Raw genomic sequence first — 17,172 nt, forward strand, 5'->3', positions numbered from 1 at the left:
ATGACCGCCATCTCCCGCACCGTCCGGGTCGGCTCCTCGCACGGGCTGCACGCCCGCCCCGCCAAGCTGTTCGCTCAGGCGGCGAAGGAGTCCGGCATCCCCGTGACGATCGCGAAGGACTCCGGCAAGCCCGTCAACGCCGCCAGCATCCTGGCCGTGGTCGCGCTGGGCATCGACTTCGGCGACCACGTGGTGCTCAGCGCCGACGGAGACAACGCCGAGGCCGTGCTGGACTCGCTCGTCGAGGTGCTCACCACCGACCACGACGAGGCCGCATGAGCATCCTGCGCGGAGTCGGCATCGGTCAGGGCATCGCGACGGGTCCCGTCGTGCGCATGGCGCCGGCCCTGCCCGAGCCCGCTCACGAGACCAGCGCCCGCGGGGCCGACGCCGAGCGCGTGCGCGCCCGCGAGGCCATGACCGCCGTCGCCGCGGACCTGCAGCAGCGGGCGGATGCCGCCGGAGGCGCCGCCCAGGACGTGCTCGAGGCCCAGGCGATGATCGCCGAGGACCCGACGCTGACGGACGAGGTCGATGCGCGCATCGACGAGGGAGCCACCGCGGAGTGGGCCGTGCACGACGCGTTCGCGGGGTTCCGCGCGACGCTCGAGGCCGTGGGCGGGTACCTCGGCGAGCGCGCCGCTGACCTGGACGACATCGCGCAGCGCGTGCTGGCCCGCCTGCAGGGCGTCGCAGCTCCCGGTGTGCCCGACCCCGGACACCCGTTCGTCCTGGTCGCACGCGATCTCGCCCCCGCCGACACGGCGCTGCTGAAGCTGGACCAGGTGCTGGCACTGGTCACCTCCGACGGCGGCCCGACATCGCACACCGCCATCCTGGCCAGGGAGAAGGGCATCGTCGCGGTCGTCGGCGCTGCGGATGCGGCTGCTCTCACCGAAGGCACGACGGTCATCGTGGATGCGGCGGCCGGCACCGTGAACGACTCCCCGACCTCGGAGGAGCTCGCCGCGGCAGCCGAACGGATCGCCTCGCGCGCCGCCGAGGACGCCACGCCCGCCGGCCCGGGTGCTCTCGCCGACGGCACGCCGATCAGCCTGCTGGCCAATCTCGGCAAGCCCGCCGACGCCGCCGACGCCGTGGCGCGCGGCGCGGAGGGCGTCGGGCTGTTCCGCACCGAGTTCCTCTTCCTCGGGGCCTCGCAGGCCCCGACCATCGAGCAGCAGCGCGCCGCGTACGTCGAGCTGCTGAGCGCTTTCGAGGGCCGGAAGGTCGTGGTGCGGCTGCTGGATGCCGGCGCCGACAAGCCGCTGGCGTTCCTCAACGACGCGCACGAGGAGAACCCGGCCCTGGGCCTGCGGGGACTCCGGGCGCTGCGCGCCAGCGAGGACATCCTGCGCGAGCAGCTGACCGCGCTGGCCGAGGCGGATGCCGCGACCGCGGCCGACCTCTGGGTGATGGCGCCCATGGTGACCACTGTCGAGGAGACCGCGTACTTCACGGCGCTGGCCAAGGAGTACGGCCTGAGGACCGCGGGTGTGATGGTGGAGGTGCCGGCGAGCGCGCTCCTGGCCGACCGGGTCCTCGCGCACGCGGACTTCGCCTCCATCGGCACCAACGACCTCACCCAGTACACGATGGCCGCCGATCGGCTGCTCGGTTCCGTGGCGGGGTTCCAGGACCCCTGGCACCCCGCGGTGCTGCGCCTGGTCCGTGAGGTCGGCGACGCCGGCGCCCGCCTGGACAAGCCCGTCGGCATCTGCGGCGAGGCCGCCGCGGATCCGCTGCTGGCCGTGGTGCTCGTCGGCCTGGGTGCCACGAGCCTGTCGATGGCGCCGTCCGCGCTCTCCGACGTGCGCCGCTCGATCTCGCAGCACACCCTCGAGGACGCGCGCCGCATCGCGGCCTCCGCACTTCTGGCGGACGACGCCGCCGGCGCCCGCGCCGCAGCGCTCGACGCCGCACAGCACTGACCCCTTCCCCCACCCCGCATCAGAAAGAGAAGACCATGACGACGACGTCACCCGCCACCCGTGGCGGCATCCGCGTGGGCGTGCAGCGATTCGGCACGTTCCTGTCCGGCATGATCATGCCGAACATCCCCGCCCTGATCGCGTGGGGCATCATCACCGCCTTCTTCATCCCCGCCGGATGGACTCCGAACGCGCAGCTGGCCGAGCTGGTCGGCCCGATGATCCACTACCTGCTGCCCATCGTCATCGCCTACACGGGCGGCACGCTGGTCTACAAGGTCCGCGGCGGAGTGGTCGCGGCGATCGCCGTGATGGGCGCCATCGCCGGATCCGACTACCTGATCGCTCAGGTGAACGCCGCCGATCTGCACGCCTGGGTGGACGCGGGCAACACCGCCGACACGTTCCGGGCGCTGGGGCAGGTGCACATGTTCATCGGCGCGATGATCATGGGCCCGCTGGCCGCCTACACCATGAAGTGGCTCGACGGCCTGTGGGAGGGCCGGATCAAGGCCGGCTTCGAGATGCTCGTGAACATGTTCTCGGCCGGCATCTGGGGCTTCGTGATGGCCGTCGTCGGCTTCTATCCGGTGGCCTGGCTGGTCAACGGCATCATGAACGTGCTCTCCGCGGCCGTGAACTGGCTCGTCGCCACCAACCTGCTCCCCCTGACGAGCATCATCATCGAGCCCGCCAAGGTGTTCTTCCTGAACAACGCGATCAACCACGGCGTGCTCACGCCGCTGGGCACGCAGCAGGCGACCGACAGCGGCAAGTCGATCCTGTTCCTGCTCGAGGCCAACCCCGGCCCCGGCATCGGCCTGCTCCTCGCGTTCGCGCTGTTCGGGCTGGGGGCGGCGAAGGCCTCGGCTCCCGGCGCCGCTGTCATCCAGTTCTTCGGCGGCATCCACGAGGTGTACTTCCCGTTCGCCCTGATGAAGCCCGTGCTGATCCTGGCCCTGATCGCCGGCGGAATGACCGGCGTCACCACGAACATGCTGTTCCACACCGGACTCATCGCCCCCGCGGCGCCGGGAAGCATCATCGCGGTGCTCGGCCAGACCTATCGCACCGACTACGTCGGCGTGATCCTGTCCGTCGTCCTCTCGGCCGCCGTGACCTTCCTGATCGCCGGCCTCATCCTGCGGGCCAGCCGCCGGAAGGACCTCGCCAAGGAGGACGCCTTCGCGGCCGCCGTCGCGCAGACCGAGGCCAACAAGGGCAAGAAGTCGAGCGTCCTGGGCTCGCTCGCCGGTGCGGGCACCGCGGTGACGACCCGCCCCATCGCGAGCATCGTGTTCGCCTGCGACGCGGGCATGGGGTCGTCGGCGATGGGCGCGAGCGTGCTGCGCAACAAGATCAAGAAGGCGGGCATCCCCGGGGTCACGGTCACCAACGCGGCGATCGCGAACCTCGACGGCACGGCCGACCTGGTCATCACGCAGCAGCAGCTCACGGATCGCGCGAAGGCGCAGTCGCCGGCATCCGAGCACCTGTCCGTGGACAACTTCATGAACTCCCCGGTGTACGACGACGTCGTGACCCTGCTGCAGAACCAGGGCGCCGCACCCGCGGCATCCGAGGAGCAGGCCGCAGCCGAGGCGCCGTCATCCGCCGTCCTCACCCCCGACCGCGTGCGCATCCACCCCGGATCAGCCACCCGCGACGAGGCGCTGAAGGAGGCCGCGGACGTGCTGGTGGCCGCGGGTGCCGTCACGCCCGACTACCTGCAGGCCATGCACGACCGCGAGAAGTCGGTGTCGACCTTCATGGGCAACGGACTGGCGATCCCGCACGGCACCAACGAGGCGAAGGACGCCGTGCTCGGCTCGGCGCTCAGCGTGGTCCGCTATGACGGCGGCGTGGACTGGGACGGCGACCGCGCCACCTTCGTGATCGGCATCGCGGGCAAGGACGGTGCGCACCTGCAGATCCTCTCCAGCATCGCCGAGCTGTTCTCCGACGATGACGACGTGGCCGCGCTCAACGCCGCGGCGACGCCCGAGGAGCTCTTCGCGCTGCTGTCGGCGGTGAACGAGGCATGAAGGCCGTCCATTTCGGCGCCGGCAACATCGGCCGGGGCTTCGTAGGCCTGCTGCTGCACCAGGGCGGGTACGAACTGGTGTTCTCCGATGTCGCCGCCGCCCTCGTCGACGCGATCAACGCGGCCGACGAGTACACGGTGCACGAGGTGGGCGACGGCGGCGCCGACACGGTGGTCACCGGCTTCCGTGCGATCAACAGCGCTGAGGACCCGGAGGGTCTGATCGCCGAGATCGCGGATGCCGATGTCGTGACCACCGCGGTCGGGCCCACCGTGCTGCGGTTCGTCGCCGCGCCCATCCTCGACGCTCTGCGGCGCCGGGACGCGCAGGCGGCCCCCTTGCAGGTGATGGCGTGCGAGAACGCGATCGGCGCCACCGACCTGCTGAGGCAGGAGATCATCGCGCGGGCCGGCGAGGACTGGGGGGCCCTCGCCGGCCGGGCGGTGTTCGCGAACACCGCCGTCGACCGCATCGTGCCCGGGCAGCCGGAGGGCGCCGGGATCGACGTGACCGTGGAGCCCTTCTTCGAGTGGGCGATCGAGCGCGGCCCGTTCGGCGAGAATCCGCCCCGCATCCCCGGAGCGCATTTCGTCGACGATCTCGCGCCCTACATCGAGCGCAAGCTGTTCACCGTGAACACCGGGCACGCCGCGACCGCGTACCTCGGCGCGCAGGCGGGCTACGAGCGCATCGCCGACGCCCTGGCGGACGACGCGATCAGCGCGGCGGTGGCCGCCGCGCTCGAGGAGACCTCGGCGCTGCTGGCTGTCAAGCACGGCCTGGATCCCGCCGAGCTCGCCGAGTACCGCGCGACGATCCTGCGCCGCTTCGCCAACCCGGCGCTGCCCGACACCGTCTGGCGGGTGGGCCGGCAGCCGCTGCGGAAGCTCTCCCGCCACGAGCGGTTCATCGGCCCGGCGGCGGAGGCCGTCGAGGCGGGGCTGAGAGCGCAGGCGCTGCTGGTCGCGATCTCCGCGGCCCTCGCCTTCGACGATCCCGCCGACGAGCAGTCGGTCGAGCTTCAGCGACGTCTGCGCGCAGAGGACCCCGGGCTGCTCGCCCTCGAGGTGACTGGGCTGGAGGAGCAGCATCCGCTCCTCCCGGCAGTGCGGGACGCCTTCGCCGCCCGCGCGGCGGCCGTCGCGGGAACCGTCTAGGCTCGCTGAGGGCGCGCCGCCCCGCGCCCTCAGGGAGTCCCATGCTCGTGCTCACCGCGCTCGTGACGATCGTCGCGGCCGTCATCCAGCGCGTCACGGGACTGGCTTTCGTCCTGGTCCTGATCGGGCCGATCGTGCTCGTCTACGGGCCCGTCGAGGGCGTGACCATCGCGGTGCTGCTGGCCGTGATCGCCTCGCTGTTCGCCGTGCCGAGCGCGTGGCGGGACGTGGACTGGCCGCGAACGCTGTGGCTGCTCGGCGCGGGGCTGGTCGCCGCTCCCCTCGGCGCGCTGACGGCGGCAGCGCTCCCGCAGACGGCGCTGCTCCTCCTCATCGGCGCGATGGGCGTGCTGGCGCTCAGCGTCCAGTGGCTCGGTCCTGTCGCGCGTCACGTGCGCGGACGCCCCGGGGCGATCGGCGCAGGTGCGCTGGCGGGCTTCATGCACGCCTCCAGCGGGCTCTCCGGACCCGCGCTCGCATCCTTCGCGCTGGGCGACGACTGGCCGCAGCGGCGCTTCGCGGCGAGCGCGCAGATCGTCTTCCTCGGCTACGGCGCGATCTCGGTGGCCCTGCGCGGACTGCCCGCTACGCCGCTTCCCGATCTGGCGGTCCTCGCCGCCTGCACGGCAGGAGGGATGATCCTGGGGGCATTCGCCGCACGGCGGGTGCCGCTGGCACTGGCGCGACGGGTGATGCTGCTGTGCGCATGGGCGGGGACGCTCGTCGTGCTGGGACGTGCGACCGCGTCTCTGTTCACCTGATCCCCGGTTCCAGGAAGCGCTCTCCCACCGCTACGATCAAGGAACCGGGGGGAACATCGATCGAGCACGACGCCGTGCGGGAGTGAAATGAAGCGATACGCCGTCATCGGCGCCGGTCCCTCCGGGCTGTCCGCCGCCCGGGCCCTGCAGCTGCGCGGCATCGACGTCGAGGGCTACGAGGCGTCCTCCGGTGTCGGCGGGCTCTGGGACATCGACAACCCGCGCAGCACGATGTACGAGTCCGCGCATCTCATCTCCTCGCGCACGACCACCGAGTTCGCCGAGTTCCCGATGGACTCGGACGTCGACTACCCCGGCCATCGCGCGCTGAAGGCGTACTTCGACTCCTTCGCGGACGCGTTCGGGCTGCGCGACCTGTTCCGCTTCGACACCAGGGTCACCCGGGTCGAGCACGGCGCCGACGGCGGGTGGATGCTGCACGCCGAGGGGCTCGAGCCGCGCCGCTACGACGGCGTCATCCTCGCGAACGGCACGCTCGCCGAGCCGCACATCCCCACGTTCCCCGGGGAGTTCACCGGCGACATCATGCACACCAGCGCCTACAAGCGCGCCGGGCAGCTGACCGGGAAGCGCGTGCTGATCATCGGCGCGGGCAACTCCGGCTGCGACATCGCCGTGGATGCCGTGCACCACGCGGCATCCGTCGACATGAGCGTTCGCCGCGGCTACTACTTCGTGCCGCGGTACCTCTTCGGCAGGCCCAGTGACACGCTCAACCAGGGCCGCCCGCTTCCGGCACGGCTCAAGCAGTTCATCGACACGCGGGTGCTGAAGGCCTTCACCGGGGATCCCGTTCGGTTCGGATTCCCGAAACCCGACTACCGCATCTACGAGTCGCACCCGATCGTGAACACCCTGGTGCTGAACCACCTCGGGCAGGGGGACCTGCGCGTCCGTGCCGACGTCGACCGGTTCGACGGGCGCACGGTGCACTTCCGCGACGGCTCGTCCGGCGAGTACGACCTGATCCTGCTGGCGACCGGGTACACGCTGGATTACCCGTTCGTCGACCGTGAGCACCTGCACTGGGAGCAGGCCTCGCCGAAGCTGTTCCTGAACGTCTTCCCCGCCTCCTTCAACGGACTGTACGTCATCGGCATGATCGAGGCATCCGGCATCGGCTGGCAGGGCAGGTTCGAGCAGGCACGGATGCTCGCCGCCTACCTCGCGGCGGACGAGGAGCGCGCGGCCGCCTTCCGCGCCCGCGTCGGTGGGCAGCCCTGGCCGGACACCACCGGCGGCTACCGCTACCTGGGTCTGGCACGCATGTCGTACTACGTCAACAAGGACGCCTACCGCTCCGCGGTGCGCGCCGCGACCCGCAGCCTGGAGGCGTGATGGGCTTCGACCAGCTCACCCTCAACTTCACGCCGGGCACGCTGCTCATCCTGAACATCGTCCTCGGGCTCATCATGTTCGGCATCGCCCTGGACACCAAGCCGTCCGATTTCCGGGTGGTGCTGCGGCATCCGCGGCCGTTCGTGATCGCGATCCTCGCGCAGCTGCTGGTGCTGCCGGCCGTGACGTTCGGGCTGACGCTGATCCTGCCGGTGAGCGCGTCGATGGCGCTCGGCATGATCCTGGTGGCCTGCTGCCCGCCCGGGAACATCTCACAGGTGCTCACGCACCGATCCGGCGGCAACGTGGCGCTGTCGGTGTCGCTGACCGCCGTGGGGAACCTCGTCTACATCGTGGCGATGCCGCTCAGCATCGCCTTCTGGGGCTCGTTGCATCCGACCGCCCGTACCCTGCTGCACGCCGTGGCCCTCGACCCATGGAAGATGCTGCTGGAGATCGTGCTGATCATCGGGCTGCCGTTCGCAGTGGGACTGCTGCTGCGTGCGCGCCTGCCGCGGTTCGCGCAGCGCGTGCAGCCGTTCGTGCGCTGGTTCAGCCTGATCGCGTTGGTCGGCTTCATCGTCGGGGCGCTCGCGGGCAACTGGGCGGTGTTCCTCAGCGTGATCGGCACCGTGCTGATCGTCGTGGCGATCCACGACGCGGTGGCGCTGGCGATCGGCTACTCCACCGCCGCGGTCGGGGGCCTCGGCACGCCCGAGCGCAAGGCCATGACCTTCGAGGTCGGCATCCGCAACTCCGGACTCGGTCTGGGCCTGATCTTCGCGTTCTTCGACGGGCTCGGGGGCATGGCGGTGGTCGCGGGCTGGTGGGGCGTGTGGGACATCATCGCCGGGCTGATGCTGGCCGGGCTCTGGGCCCTGCACACCAGGCGCCGCACCGGGTCGGCGCGCGGCGACGCCTCCCGGCACGCCGCCGGATCGGATGCCGCAGAGGCGGCCGCCGCGTGAGCCGGGTGCTGGTCACCGGCGGCTCCGGATTCCTCGGCTCGCACGTCACGGCTCTGCTCGCGCAGCATCCGTCGGTGGAGGTCGTCGTCAGCGGCGACCTGCGCGACTCGGCCGTCCCCGGCGTGATCTCCGAGCGCGTCGACGTGACGGATGCCGCGGGCATCGTGCCCGTGCTGCGGCGGCACCGCATCGACACGGTCGTGCATCTCGCCGCCATCGTGAACCCGGGGCGCGACGTCGCCCTGGAGTACCGCGTCGACGTCGAGGGCAGTCGCAACGTGCTGGATGCGTGCATCGACGCCGGCGTGCGCCGCCTCGTGGTCTCCAGCTCGGGCGCGGCATACGGATATCACGCGGACAGCCCGGAGTGGCTCGACGAGCGCGACCCCATACGGGGCAACGACGAGTTCCCCTACTCCCGGCACAAGCGGATCGTGGAGGAGATGCTCGCGGAGGCGCGGGACGAGCATCCCGAGCTCGAGCAGGTGATCTTCCGCATCGGGACGATCCTGGGTCCCACCGTGCACAACCAGATCACCGCGCTGTGGGACGGCACGCGGCTGCTGCGCGTGTCCGGCTCCGACTCGCCCTTCGTGTTCGTGTGGGTCGACGACGTCGCAGCCGCCATGGTGCGCGCAGCGACCGACGGCCCGGCCGGCGTCTTCAACGTCGCCGGCGACGGCCGCATGACGGTGCCGGAGATCGCCGCGCGACTCGGCAAGCGGATGCTGAGCGTCCCCGCCTGGGCGCTGGGGGCCGCGCTCGCGGTCGGGCACACCCTCCGGCTCACCGAGCACGGTCCGGAGAAGGTGCGCTTCCTGCGTCACCGGCCGGTGCTGGCCAATCGGCGCCTGAAGGAGGAGTTCGGCTACACGCCTGAGCGCACCTCGCGGGAGGCGTTCGAGGAGTACCTGCGCACGCACCCCGGCGTCGCGCGCTGACGCCGGGACTCGGGGCTCAGGCCAGGATCGAGTCCAGCAGCGGATGCAGGTGGCGGGAGCGCAGCACCGCGGATGCCGAGCGGGCGCCCGCCGCAAGGGCATCGGGCACCGCCGTGCCGTGCAGCATGGCATCCAGCACACCGGCGAGGAACGCGTCACCGGCGCCGTTGGTGTCGATGACCTCGACCGGCACTGCTGCGACCCGATGGATCTCGCCCTCGGCGTCGACCGCGACGGCGCCCTCCGCACCGAGCGTGCAGACCGCGAGCGTCGCTCCTGCGTCGATGCGCGACCGCAGGAAGGCGACGGGATCGTCCAGGCGGTCGGCGTTGCAGAACACCGCGTCGGCCGCGGCGAGGAACGGTCGGTGGAACTCCGCCTCGCCGTCGTAGTCGTGCACGTCCACCCAGATCGGGCGGCCGGTGCGCCGCGCGAGAGGAAGGAGCCGCAGCGGCTCCGCGGCGAGGTCCAGGACGATCGCCTCGGCGGCGGCCATCTCGGCCTCGATCCCGGCGTCGCCCTCGCCGTCGGTCGCGGCCGCGCCGGACAGGTAGAGCGAGACCCGCTGCCCCGTCCTGGTCATCAGGTTCAGATGACGCTCGGTGGTCGGCGAGTCCGCCCAGCGCGTCGCGACACCCGCGCGCTCCAGCGCCTCCCGCACGCGACGCCCCGGCTCGTCCTCCGCCGTGACGGCGTACAGCAGGATCTCGCGTCCGAGCGCCGTGAGGCTGAGCGCCTTGCCCGCACTCGTGCCGCCGAGGGTCTCCCAGGAGTCCTCGGCGAACTGCATGTGCGGCACGGGCTCGGGCAGCCGATCCAGCACGACCAGCTGATTCCAGGAGGCGGGTCCCGCGATGAAGACGGAGCTCATGCCGCGCTCAGCGCTCGAAGCCCTCGCCGATCATCTCCACCAGCTCCTCGCGCTCCTCCACCGGGAGGAAGGCGGCGGAAGCGGCGTTGAACTGGAACTCCTCCAGATCGTCCAGGTCGTAGTCGAACGCGTCGACGAGGAGCGCCAGCTCGCGCGTGAGCGAGGTGCCGCTCATCGTGCGGTTGTCGGTGTTGACCGTCACGGAGAAGCCCAGCTGGTACAGCAGGTCGAAGGGGTGGTCGGCGAACTCGTCGCCCCACGGTGCGATCGCGCCGGTCTGCAGGTTCGACGAGGGCGAGAGCTCCAGCGGGATCTCGCGGTCGCGCACCCAGCGCGCCAGATCGCCGAACTGCACCTGCACGTCGTCGCCCTCACGCTCGATGATCTGCAGATCCTCCGCGATGCGCACTCCGTGGCCCAGCCGCAGCGCGCGCCCGTCGATGAGCGCGGAGCGGATGGAACCGGGCCCCGCCGCCTCACCGGCGTGCACCGTGATCGGCATGAACTCGGATGCCAGGTAGTCGAACGCCTCGCGGTGACGCGACGCGGGGAACCCGTCCTCCGGACCGGCGATGTCGAAGGCGACGACGCCGCGCTCGCGGAAGCGCACCGCCAGCTCCGCGATCTCACGGGTCCGACCCTCCTGCCGCATGGCGGACAGGATCTGGCCGACGCGGATGCTGCGGCCTGCGGCATCCGCATCGTCCTCGCCCTGCTCGATGCCGGCCTGCACCGCCTGCACGGCGGCGTCCAGGCTCAGTCCCCCTGCCAGGTGCTGCTCAGGGGCCCAGCGCACCTCGCCGTACACGACGCCGTCCGCTGCGAGATCGGCGACGAACTCCCGTGCGACCCGCGTCAGGGCGCGCTCGGTCTGCAGCACCGAGGTGACCAGATCGAAGGTCTTCAGGTACTGCGGAAGCGAGCCCGTGCCGCACTGCTGGTCGAACCAGCGCCGCAGCCCCTTGGCGTCGGGAGCGGGAGCCGCGACGCCCGCCTCGTCCGCGAGTTCGAGGATGGTGCCGATGCGCACGCCCCCGTCGAGGTGGTCGTGCAGCGACACCTTAGGCAGTCCGCGCAGGGACCGGCCCTGAACCGTCAGATCGCCGTTCTGGTCGATGGTCATCGAGATCTCTCCGTGAGGGTCAGGCAGTGATGCGCTCGCGCACGATGGGCTGCGGGGCGGGAGCCGACTGGCCGACCTCGTAGGCGCCGTCGAGCGCCTGCAGCGCGCGGGCGAAACGGGCGTCATCGTCGGCCGAGAGCGTGAACAGGGTCTGCCCCGCGGTCACCCGGTCTCCGGGCTTGACGGCCAGATCGATGCCGGCGGCGTGGATCACCGGGTCCTCCGCGCGGGCGCGGCCCGCGCCCAGACGCCAGGCCGCGATGCCGAAGGGCAGCGCGTCCATCCGGGTCACGACGCCCTCGACGGCGGCGCGGACCACATGGGTCTCACGCGCGGTGGGCAGCGCTGCGTCGGGATCCCCGTCCTGCGCGCGGATCATCGCGTTCCACGAGTCCATGGCGCGTCCGTCGTCGAGGGCCTTCTCCACGTCGGCATCCGGCTGTCCCGCCAGGGCGAGCATCTCCCTGGCCAGGGCGAGCGTCAGCTCGCGCACGTCGGCGGGGCCGCCGCCGGCGAGCACCTCCACCGATTCGCGCACCTCGTTCGCGTTGCCGATCGCGAGGCCCAGCGGGGTGTTCATGTCGGTCAGCAGAGCCGTGGTGGCCACGCCCGAATCCGTGCCGAGGGCGACCATCGTGCGGGCGAGCTCGCGGGCGCGGTCGATGTCCTGCATGAACGCGCCGTTGCCGAACTTCACGTCCAGCACCAGGGCATCCGTGCCCTCGGCGATCTTCTTCGACATGATGCTCGAGGCGATCAGCGGGATCGCCTCGACGGTGCCGGTGACGTCGCGCAGCGCGTACAGCTTCTTGTCCGCGGGAGCGAGACCGGAGCCCGCCGCGCAGATGACCGCCCCGACGTCGCCCTTCATCTGGGCGAACATCTCCTCGTTGCTCAGCGCAGCACGCCAGCCGGGGATCGACTCGAGCTTGTCGAGCGTGCCGCCGGTGTGCCCCAGGCCGCGTCCACTCAGTTGCGGCACGGCCACCCCGAAGGATGCCACCAGGGGCGCCAGCGGAAGCGTGATCTTGTCGCCCACGCCACCGGTCGAGTGCTTGTCGACAGTGCGCTTGCCGAGGTCGGCGAAGCTCATCCGCTCCCCCGTCGCGATCATCGCGTCGGTCATCACGCGGATCTCGTCGCGCTCCATGCCGCGCTGCAGCACGGCCATCGCGAACGAGGCCATCTGGGCGTCCGACACGTAGCCGCGGGTGTACGCGTCGATCATCCAGCGCAGCGGCGCCTCGGCCACCGCGCCGCCATCGCGCTTGGTGCGGATGACGTCGACGGCATCGAACGGCTCGACGCTCATCGGACGATCTCCAGATCGGCGGGACCGAACCGGTCGGGCAGCACCTCGTCGATCGTGCGGATGCCGGAGACCGTCTCCAGCAGCATCTCCGGGCTCGCGTGCTCGGACAGCAGCTGCCGGCAGCGACCGCACGGCATGATGGTCTGCCCGTCGTTGTTCACGCAGACGAAGGCCACGAGCTTGCCGCCGCCGGACATGTGCAGATCGCCGACCAGCGCGCACTCCGCGCACAGGGTGACGCCGTAGGAGGCGTTCTCGACGTTGCATCCGGCGACCACGCGCCCGTCGTCGACGAGCGCCGCAGCGCCCACCCGGTACCGCGAGTACGGCGCGTACGCCTTCTGCATCGCTTCGGTCGCGACCTGACGCAGGTCGTCCCAGTCGATGTCCGTCATGACTTCTTCACAGCTCCTCAGTGCTCGATGTACGGCGTGTGCTCGATGTACGGCGTGTGCTCGATGTACGGCGTGCCGTCAGGATTTGATGTACGGCTTGCCGTCGGCCGCGGGGGCCTTGATCTGGCCAACGAAGCCGACCACGGCGATCAGCGTGACGACGTACGGCAGCATCAGCAGGAACTCGCCGGGGACCGGCGTGCCGATGGCGCCGAACGTGTTCTGCAGGTTGGTCGCGAAGCCGAACAGGAGCGCGGCGAGCGTGGCGCGCACCGGGTCCCAGCGGCCGAAGATGACGGCGGCCAGCGCGATGAAGCCCGCGCCGTTGGTCATGTCGCGGTTGAAGTGCGGCACCGACACCAGGGTGAAGTACGCACCGCCGATGCCGGCGAGAGCGCCGGCGAGCATCAGGTTCCAGAACCGGGTGGGATTCACCTTGATACCGACCGTGTCGGCTGCGCGCGGGTACTCGCCGACCGCGCGCAGCCGCAGTCCCCAGCGGGTGCGGTACAGGCCGAAGGCCACGACCGGCACCGCGATGTAGAGCAGGTACACGATCAGGTTCTGGTTGAAGAGCACCGGGCCGAGCACGGGGATCTCGCTGAGCAGCGGGATCTTGATCTTGCCGAACTGCGGCGTCGTGTTCAGGGTGTCGGAGTTGGGGACCAGCAGGATCGTGAACAGGAACGTGGTCAGACCGCTGACCAGCACGTTCAGCACCACGCCGACGATCACCTGCTCCACCAGGTACTTGATCGCGAACGCCGCGAGCACGAACGCCACCAGCATGCCGCCGATGATCGCGCCCACCAGACCGAACAGCGGGTTGTGCGCGAGCGTGCCGAACACGGCGCCGAGGAAGGCGCCGAGCAGCAGCTGTCCCTCGATCGCCACGTTGACGACACCGGCGCGCTCGCCCACGACACCGCCGAGGGCGCCGAACGCGAGCGGCACCGCGAGCGAGATCGCACCGTAGAGCATGTTCACCACGGGCACCCGGCCGTTCGCATCCGCCGCCGCCCAGGTGACGAAGGCGAACACGCCGAGGATCGCGAACACGATCGGCACCCATGCGCCGGCGCGGATGCGGCGGACGGCCGCGATCCACGACCAGGCGCTCAGGAGCACCAGCAGGATCGAGATCAGGACGACCACCAGGTCGGCGGAGACGCTCTGGTCGGGGATCTTCAGCGCGGTCGTGCCGTCGTCGAGACGGAACACGGCCGTGCCGTGACGCGGGGCGAGCAGGAACAGCGCGAGCAGCAGCACGGTGGCCACGCTCAGGCTGATCGGCAGTCGCTTGGCGACGGGCGTGACCACGGTGCGGGCCACGGGCGCCTCGGCGATCGCGGTCATGCCGCCACCTCCTTCGCGGCCGCGCGGGCGGCCTTCTTGTCTGCCTTCGCCTTCGCCTTCGCGGCGCGCTCGGCCTCGCTCTTGGGCAGGAAGAACATCGAGCGCACCAGCGGCGGCGCGGCGATGAACAGCACGATGATCGACTGCACGACGACCACGATCTCCTTCGGGATGCCCTGGCCGGACATCGCGAACGAACCGGCCTTCAGCGCTCCGAAGAGCAGACCCGCGGCGAAGATGCCGCCGGCGCGGCTGCGTCCAAGCAGGGCGACCGTGATCGCGTCGAAGCCGATCCCGGAGTCGAAGGTGCTGTCGAAGCCGTCCACGGTCGCGGTGCTGATCTGGTTGATGCCGGCGGCTCCGGCGAGCGCACCCGCGAAGATCATCGCGTAGGTGTACATCCGCTCGACGCTGATGCCGGCGGAGCGTGCGGCACTGGGGTTCTCGCCGACCGCGCGCATCCGGAATCCGAGACCGGACCGCTCCATCAGCCACCAGACGGCGATGGCGAGCAGTATGGCCACCAGGAAGCCGACGGTGAGGCCCGGGAACTGCGGGCCGAGCAGCGGCGGGAACTGCGCCGACTCCGGCGTCGGGACCGACTGCGACTGGTTGGAGCCGGGCTTCTGCAGCCCGGGTGTGCGCACCAGGTACCCGATCAGGTACAGCGCGATCCAGTTCAGCATGATCGTCAGGATGACCTCGTGCGCGCCGGTGCGCGCCTTGAGCAGTCCGGCGATGCCCGCCCAGATCGCGCCTCCGATCATGCCGATGACGATCGAGTAAGGGATGTGCAGCCACATGGGCATGTCGAAGGGCAGCTGGTAGGACAGGAAGCCCGCGAACGCGCCCGCGATGAGGATCTGACCCTGACCGCCGATGTTGAACAGGCCCACGCGGAATGCGAGACCGACGCCGAGACCCGCCATGATCAGCGGCGCGGCGAACTTCAGCGTGTTCGTCAGCGGCATGATGAAGCCGGCGAAGTCGGTGGCGTTGAAGTTGACGATCGAGCCCTGGAACAGGGCCCCGTAGCCTCCGGAGAGCGCCTGCCAGATCGCGGCGAACGTGTCGGACGGCCGCTGGAAGAAGTAGCCCGCGGCGGCCTGCACGTCGGTGTTGGTGACGACGATCAGGATGCCGCCGATCACGAAGCCGGCGACGATCGCGAGGATCGTCGTCACGACGCTGCCGCGCATCAGCTCTCGCATGAAGACCGCCGAGCGCGGCTCGGGCTGCTTGGGGTGCTCGCCGGGTCCGGGCTGCGCGATCTGCGCGGCCGCCGCATCCGCGGCACCCGAACTGATGCCCTTCTCCGCCGCGACGGCCTCGGGTGCCGCCGTCGGCCCCGAGGGCACGCGGTCGGGACGGGGGGTCTGGTCGCTCATGCTGCGTCCTTCTCTCCGGCCATCAGCAGGCCGAGCACGTCGCGGGGGGTCGTGGCCGGGACGATGTCCATGATCCGGCCGCGGTACATCACCGCGATCTTGTCCGCCAGAGCGGCGACCTCGTCGAGCTCGGTCGAGACGACGACCACGGGGATGCCGGAGTCGCGGGTCTCGACGATCCGCTTGTGGATGAATTCGATGGAGCCGACATCGACTCCTCGAGTCGGCTGGGATGCGATCAGCAGCGTCAGCTCGCGGCTCAGCTCGCGCGCGATGACCACCTTCTGCTGGTTGCCGCCGGAGAGTGCGCCGGCCGGGGTCTGCGGACCCTGGGTGCGGATGTCGTACTCGGTGATGCGGTCGCGGGCGAACTCGTCCAGCCGGCTGCGACTGATCGTGCCGCCGGTCACGAACGCGCCGTCCGAGGAGCGGTCGAGCATGAGGTTCTCGGCGACCGAGAAGGATCCGACAAGGCCGTCGACGGTGCGGTCCTCGGGGACGAACCCGACCCCCTCGTCGAGCACCTTGCGCACCGAGCTGCCGAGCAGCTCGCTGCCGTTCAGCGTGGCCGACCCGCTGACGCCCTTCGTCTGCAGGCCCACGAGCGCCTCGACGAGCTCGGTCTGACCGTTGCCCTGCACGCCGGCGATGGCGAGCACCTCGCCGGGGCGCACGTCGAAGCTCACGCCGTCCACGGCCAGCTGGCCGGAGGGCAGCGCGACGGTGAGATCACGCACCTCGAGCCCGCCGGACTCCTTCACCTGCGGCGGGTTCTTGTGCACGGTCAGCTCCACGGCGCGTCCGACCATCATCGAGGCGAGCTCGGTGTTGGACGCCGTCGGCAGCGCGTCGCCGACGATCTTGCCCAGACGCACGATCGTGATCCGGTCGGCCACCTCGCGCACCTCGCGCAGCTTGTGGGTGATGAAGACGATCGCCGTGCCCTCATCGCGAAGCTGACGCATGATGCCCATCAGCTCATCCGTCTCCTGCGGGGTCAGCACCGCGGTGGGCTCGTCGAAGACGAGGACCTTGGCGTTGCGGGAGAGCGCCTTGATGATCTCGACCCGCTGCTGCACGCCCACGGGGAGGTCTTCGACCACGGCATCCGGATCGATGTCGAAACCGAAGCGCGCCGCGACGTCGCGGACGTGCTGCCTGGCCTCGGCGATGTCGAGGATGCCGGTGTCGAGGCCGCCGGCGCGCCTGGCGCGCTCATGACCGAGCATCACGTTCTCGGCGACCGTGAACACGGGGATCAGCATGAAGTGCTGGTGCACCATGCCGATGCCGGCCGCCATGGCGTCTCCAGGGCCGGCGAAGTGCTGGACGGCGTCGTCCAGCAGGATCTCGCCCTCATCGGGCTGGTACAGCCCGTACAGGACGTTCATGAGCGTGGACTTGCCTGCGCCGTTCTCGCCGAGGAGAGCGTGGATCTCCCCCGGCTGGACCACCAGATCGATGTGGTCGTTGGCGACGAGACTGCCGAATCGCTTGGTGATTCCGCGGAGCTCGAGCTTCATATCTGCACCCTACTCAGGACTTGCGTGGCATGACAGATGCGG

At 70.6% G+C, this 17,172-nt stretch carries 15 protein-coding genes; 8 read left to right on the forward strand and 7 right to left on the reverse strand.

Annotation, left to right across the window (positions count from 1 at the left end; translation table 11 throughout):
* The 8 genes from MIAR_RS11920 to MIAR_RS11955 all read left to right on the forward strand — a co-directional run bounded on the left by MIAR_RS11920 (position 1) and on the right by MIAR_RS11955 (position 9,162).
* Positions 1–279, forward strand: a complete 279-nt coding sequence (locus tag MIAR_RS11920; RefSeq protein WP_285636068.1) for an HPr family phosphocarrier protein — start codon at positions 1–3, stop codon at positions 277–279.
* Positions 276–1,931, forward strand: coding sequence for a phosphoenolpyruvate--protein phosphotransferase (ptsP, locus tag MIAR_RS11925; RefSeq protein ID WP_285636071.1), 1,656 nt, complete (start codon positions 276–278; stop codon positions 1,929–1,931). Before MIAR_RS11920 ends, ptsP begins: the two co-directional genes overlap by 4 nt.
* Positions 1,932–1,966: 35 nt before the next feature.
* On the forward strand, positions 1,967–3,976 hold the full coding sequence (locus MIAR_RS11930) for a PTS sugar transporter subunit IIA (RefSeq protein WP_285636074.1): 2,010 nt from the start codon (positions 1,967–1,969) through the stop codon (positions 3,974–3,976).
* Positions 3,973–5,133: a mannitol-1-phosphate 5-dehydrogenase gene (locus tag MIAR_RS11935; protein ID WP_285636077.1), complete on the forward strand. Its 1,161-nt coding sequence runs from the start codon at positions 3,973–3,975 to the stop codon at positions 5,131–5,133. Before MIAR_RS11930 ends, MIAR_RS11935 begins: the two co-directional genes overlap by 4 nt.
* Before the next feature lie 41 nt (positions 5,134–5,174).
* Positions 5,175–5,894, forward strand: coding sequence for a sulfite exporter TauE/SafE family protein (locus MIAR_RS11940; protein ID WP_285636080.1), 720 nt, complete (start codon positions 5,175–5,177; stop codon positions 5,892–5,894).
* Between the two features lie 87 nt (positions 5,895–5,981).
* On the forward strand, positions 5,982–7,253 hold the full coding sequence (locus MIAR_RS11945) for a flavin-containing monooxygenase (protein WP_285636083.1): 1,272 nt from the start codon (positions 5,982–5,984) through the stop codon (positions 7,251–7,253).
* Positions 7,253–8,221 (forward strand): bile acid:sodium symporter family protein, encoded by a 969-nt coding sequence (locus tag MIAR_RS11950; protein ID WP_285638496.1) that lies wholly within the window; start codon positions 7,253–7,255, stop codon positions 8,219–8,221. The genes MIAR_RS11945 and MIAR_RS11950 overlap by 1 nt, the downstream gene beginning before the upstream one ends.
* Entirely contained in the window at positions 8,218–9,162 is a 945-nt protein-coding gene (locus MIAR_RS11955) for an SDR family oxidoreductase (protein WP_285636086.1), read from the forward strand. The genes MIAR_RS11950 and MIAR_RS11955 overlap by 4 nt, the downstream gene beginning before the upstream one ends.
* Before the next feature lie 16 nt (positions 9,163–9,178).
* Here MIAR_RS11955 and MIAR_RS11960 read toward each other — a convergent pair whose 3' ends face one another.
* The 7 genes from MIAR_RS11960 to MIAR_RS11990 are packed head-to-tail and all read right to left on the reverse strand — an operon-like array spanning position 9,179 to position 17,130.
* On the reverse strand, positions 9,179–10,033 hold the full coding sequence (locus MIAR_RS11960) for a carbohydrate kinase family protein (RefSeq protein WP_285636089.1): 855 nt from the start codon (positions 10,031–10,033) through the stop codon (positions 9,179–9,181).
* 7 nt (positions 10,034–10,040) lie between these two features.
* Entirely contained in the window at positions 10,041–11,156 is a 1,116-nt protein-coding gene (locus MIAR_RS11965; RefSeq protein WP_285636092.1) for an adenosine deaminase, read from the reverse strand.
* A gap of 19 nt (positions 11,157–11,175) precedes the next feature.
* Positions 11,176–12,468, reverse strand: a complete 1,293-nt coding sequence (locus MIAR_RS11970; RefSeq protein ID WP_285636095.1) for a thymidine phosphorylase — start codon at positions 12,466–12,468, stop codon at positions 11,176–11,178.
* On the reverse strand, positions 12,465–12,884 hold the full coding sequence (locus MIAR_RS11975) for a cytidine deaminase (RefSeq protein WP_285638499.1): 420 nt from the start codon (positions 12,882–12,884) through the stop codon (positions 12,465–12,467). The genes MIAR_RS11970 and MIAR_RS11975 overlap by 4 nt, the downstream gene beginning before the upstream one ends.
* 57 nt (positions 12,885–12,941) lie before the next feature.
* The gene (locus MIAR_RS11980; protein WP_285636098.1) at positions 12,942–14,219 is read right to left on the reverse strand and encodes an ABC transporter permease; all 1,278 of its coding nucleotides are present in this window, start codon (positions 14,217–14,219) and stop codon (positions 12,942–12,944) included.
* On the reverse strand, positions 14,216–15,607 hold the full coding sequence (locus MIAR_RS11985) for an ABC transporter permease (protein ID WP_285636101.1): 1,392 nt from the start codon (positions 15,605–15,607) through the stop codon (positions 14,216–14,218). The genes MIAR_RS11980 and MIAR_RS11985 overlap by 4 nt, the downstream gene beginning before the upstream one ends.
* Complete coding sequence (locus MIAR_RS11990; RefSeq protein ID WP_285636104.1) at positions 15,604–17,130, reverse strand: ABC transporter ATP-binding protein; 1,527 nt, start codon at positions 17,128–17,130, stop codon at positions 15,604–15,606. Before MIAR_RS11990 ends, MIAR_RS11985 begins: the two co-directional genes overlap by 4 nt.
* Between the last annotated feature and the right edge of the window lie 42 nt (positions 17,131–17,172).

The sequence above is a fragment of the Microbacterium arabinogalactanolyticum genome (genome assembly GCF_030268005.1).
Classification (GTDB): Bacteria; Actinomycetota; Actinomycetes; order Actinomycetales; family Microbacteriaceae; genus Microbacterium; species Microbacterium arabinogalactanolyticum.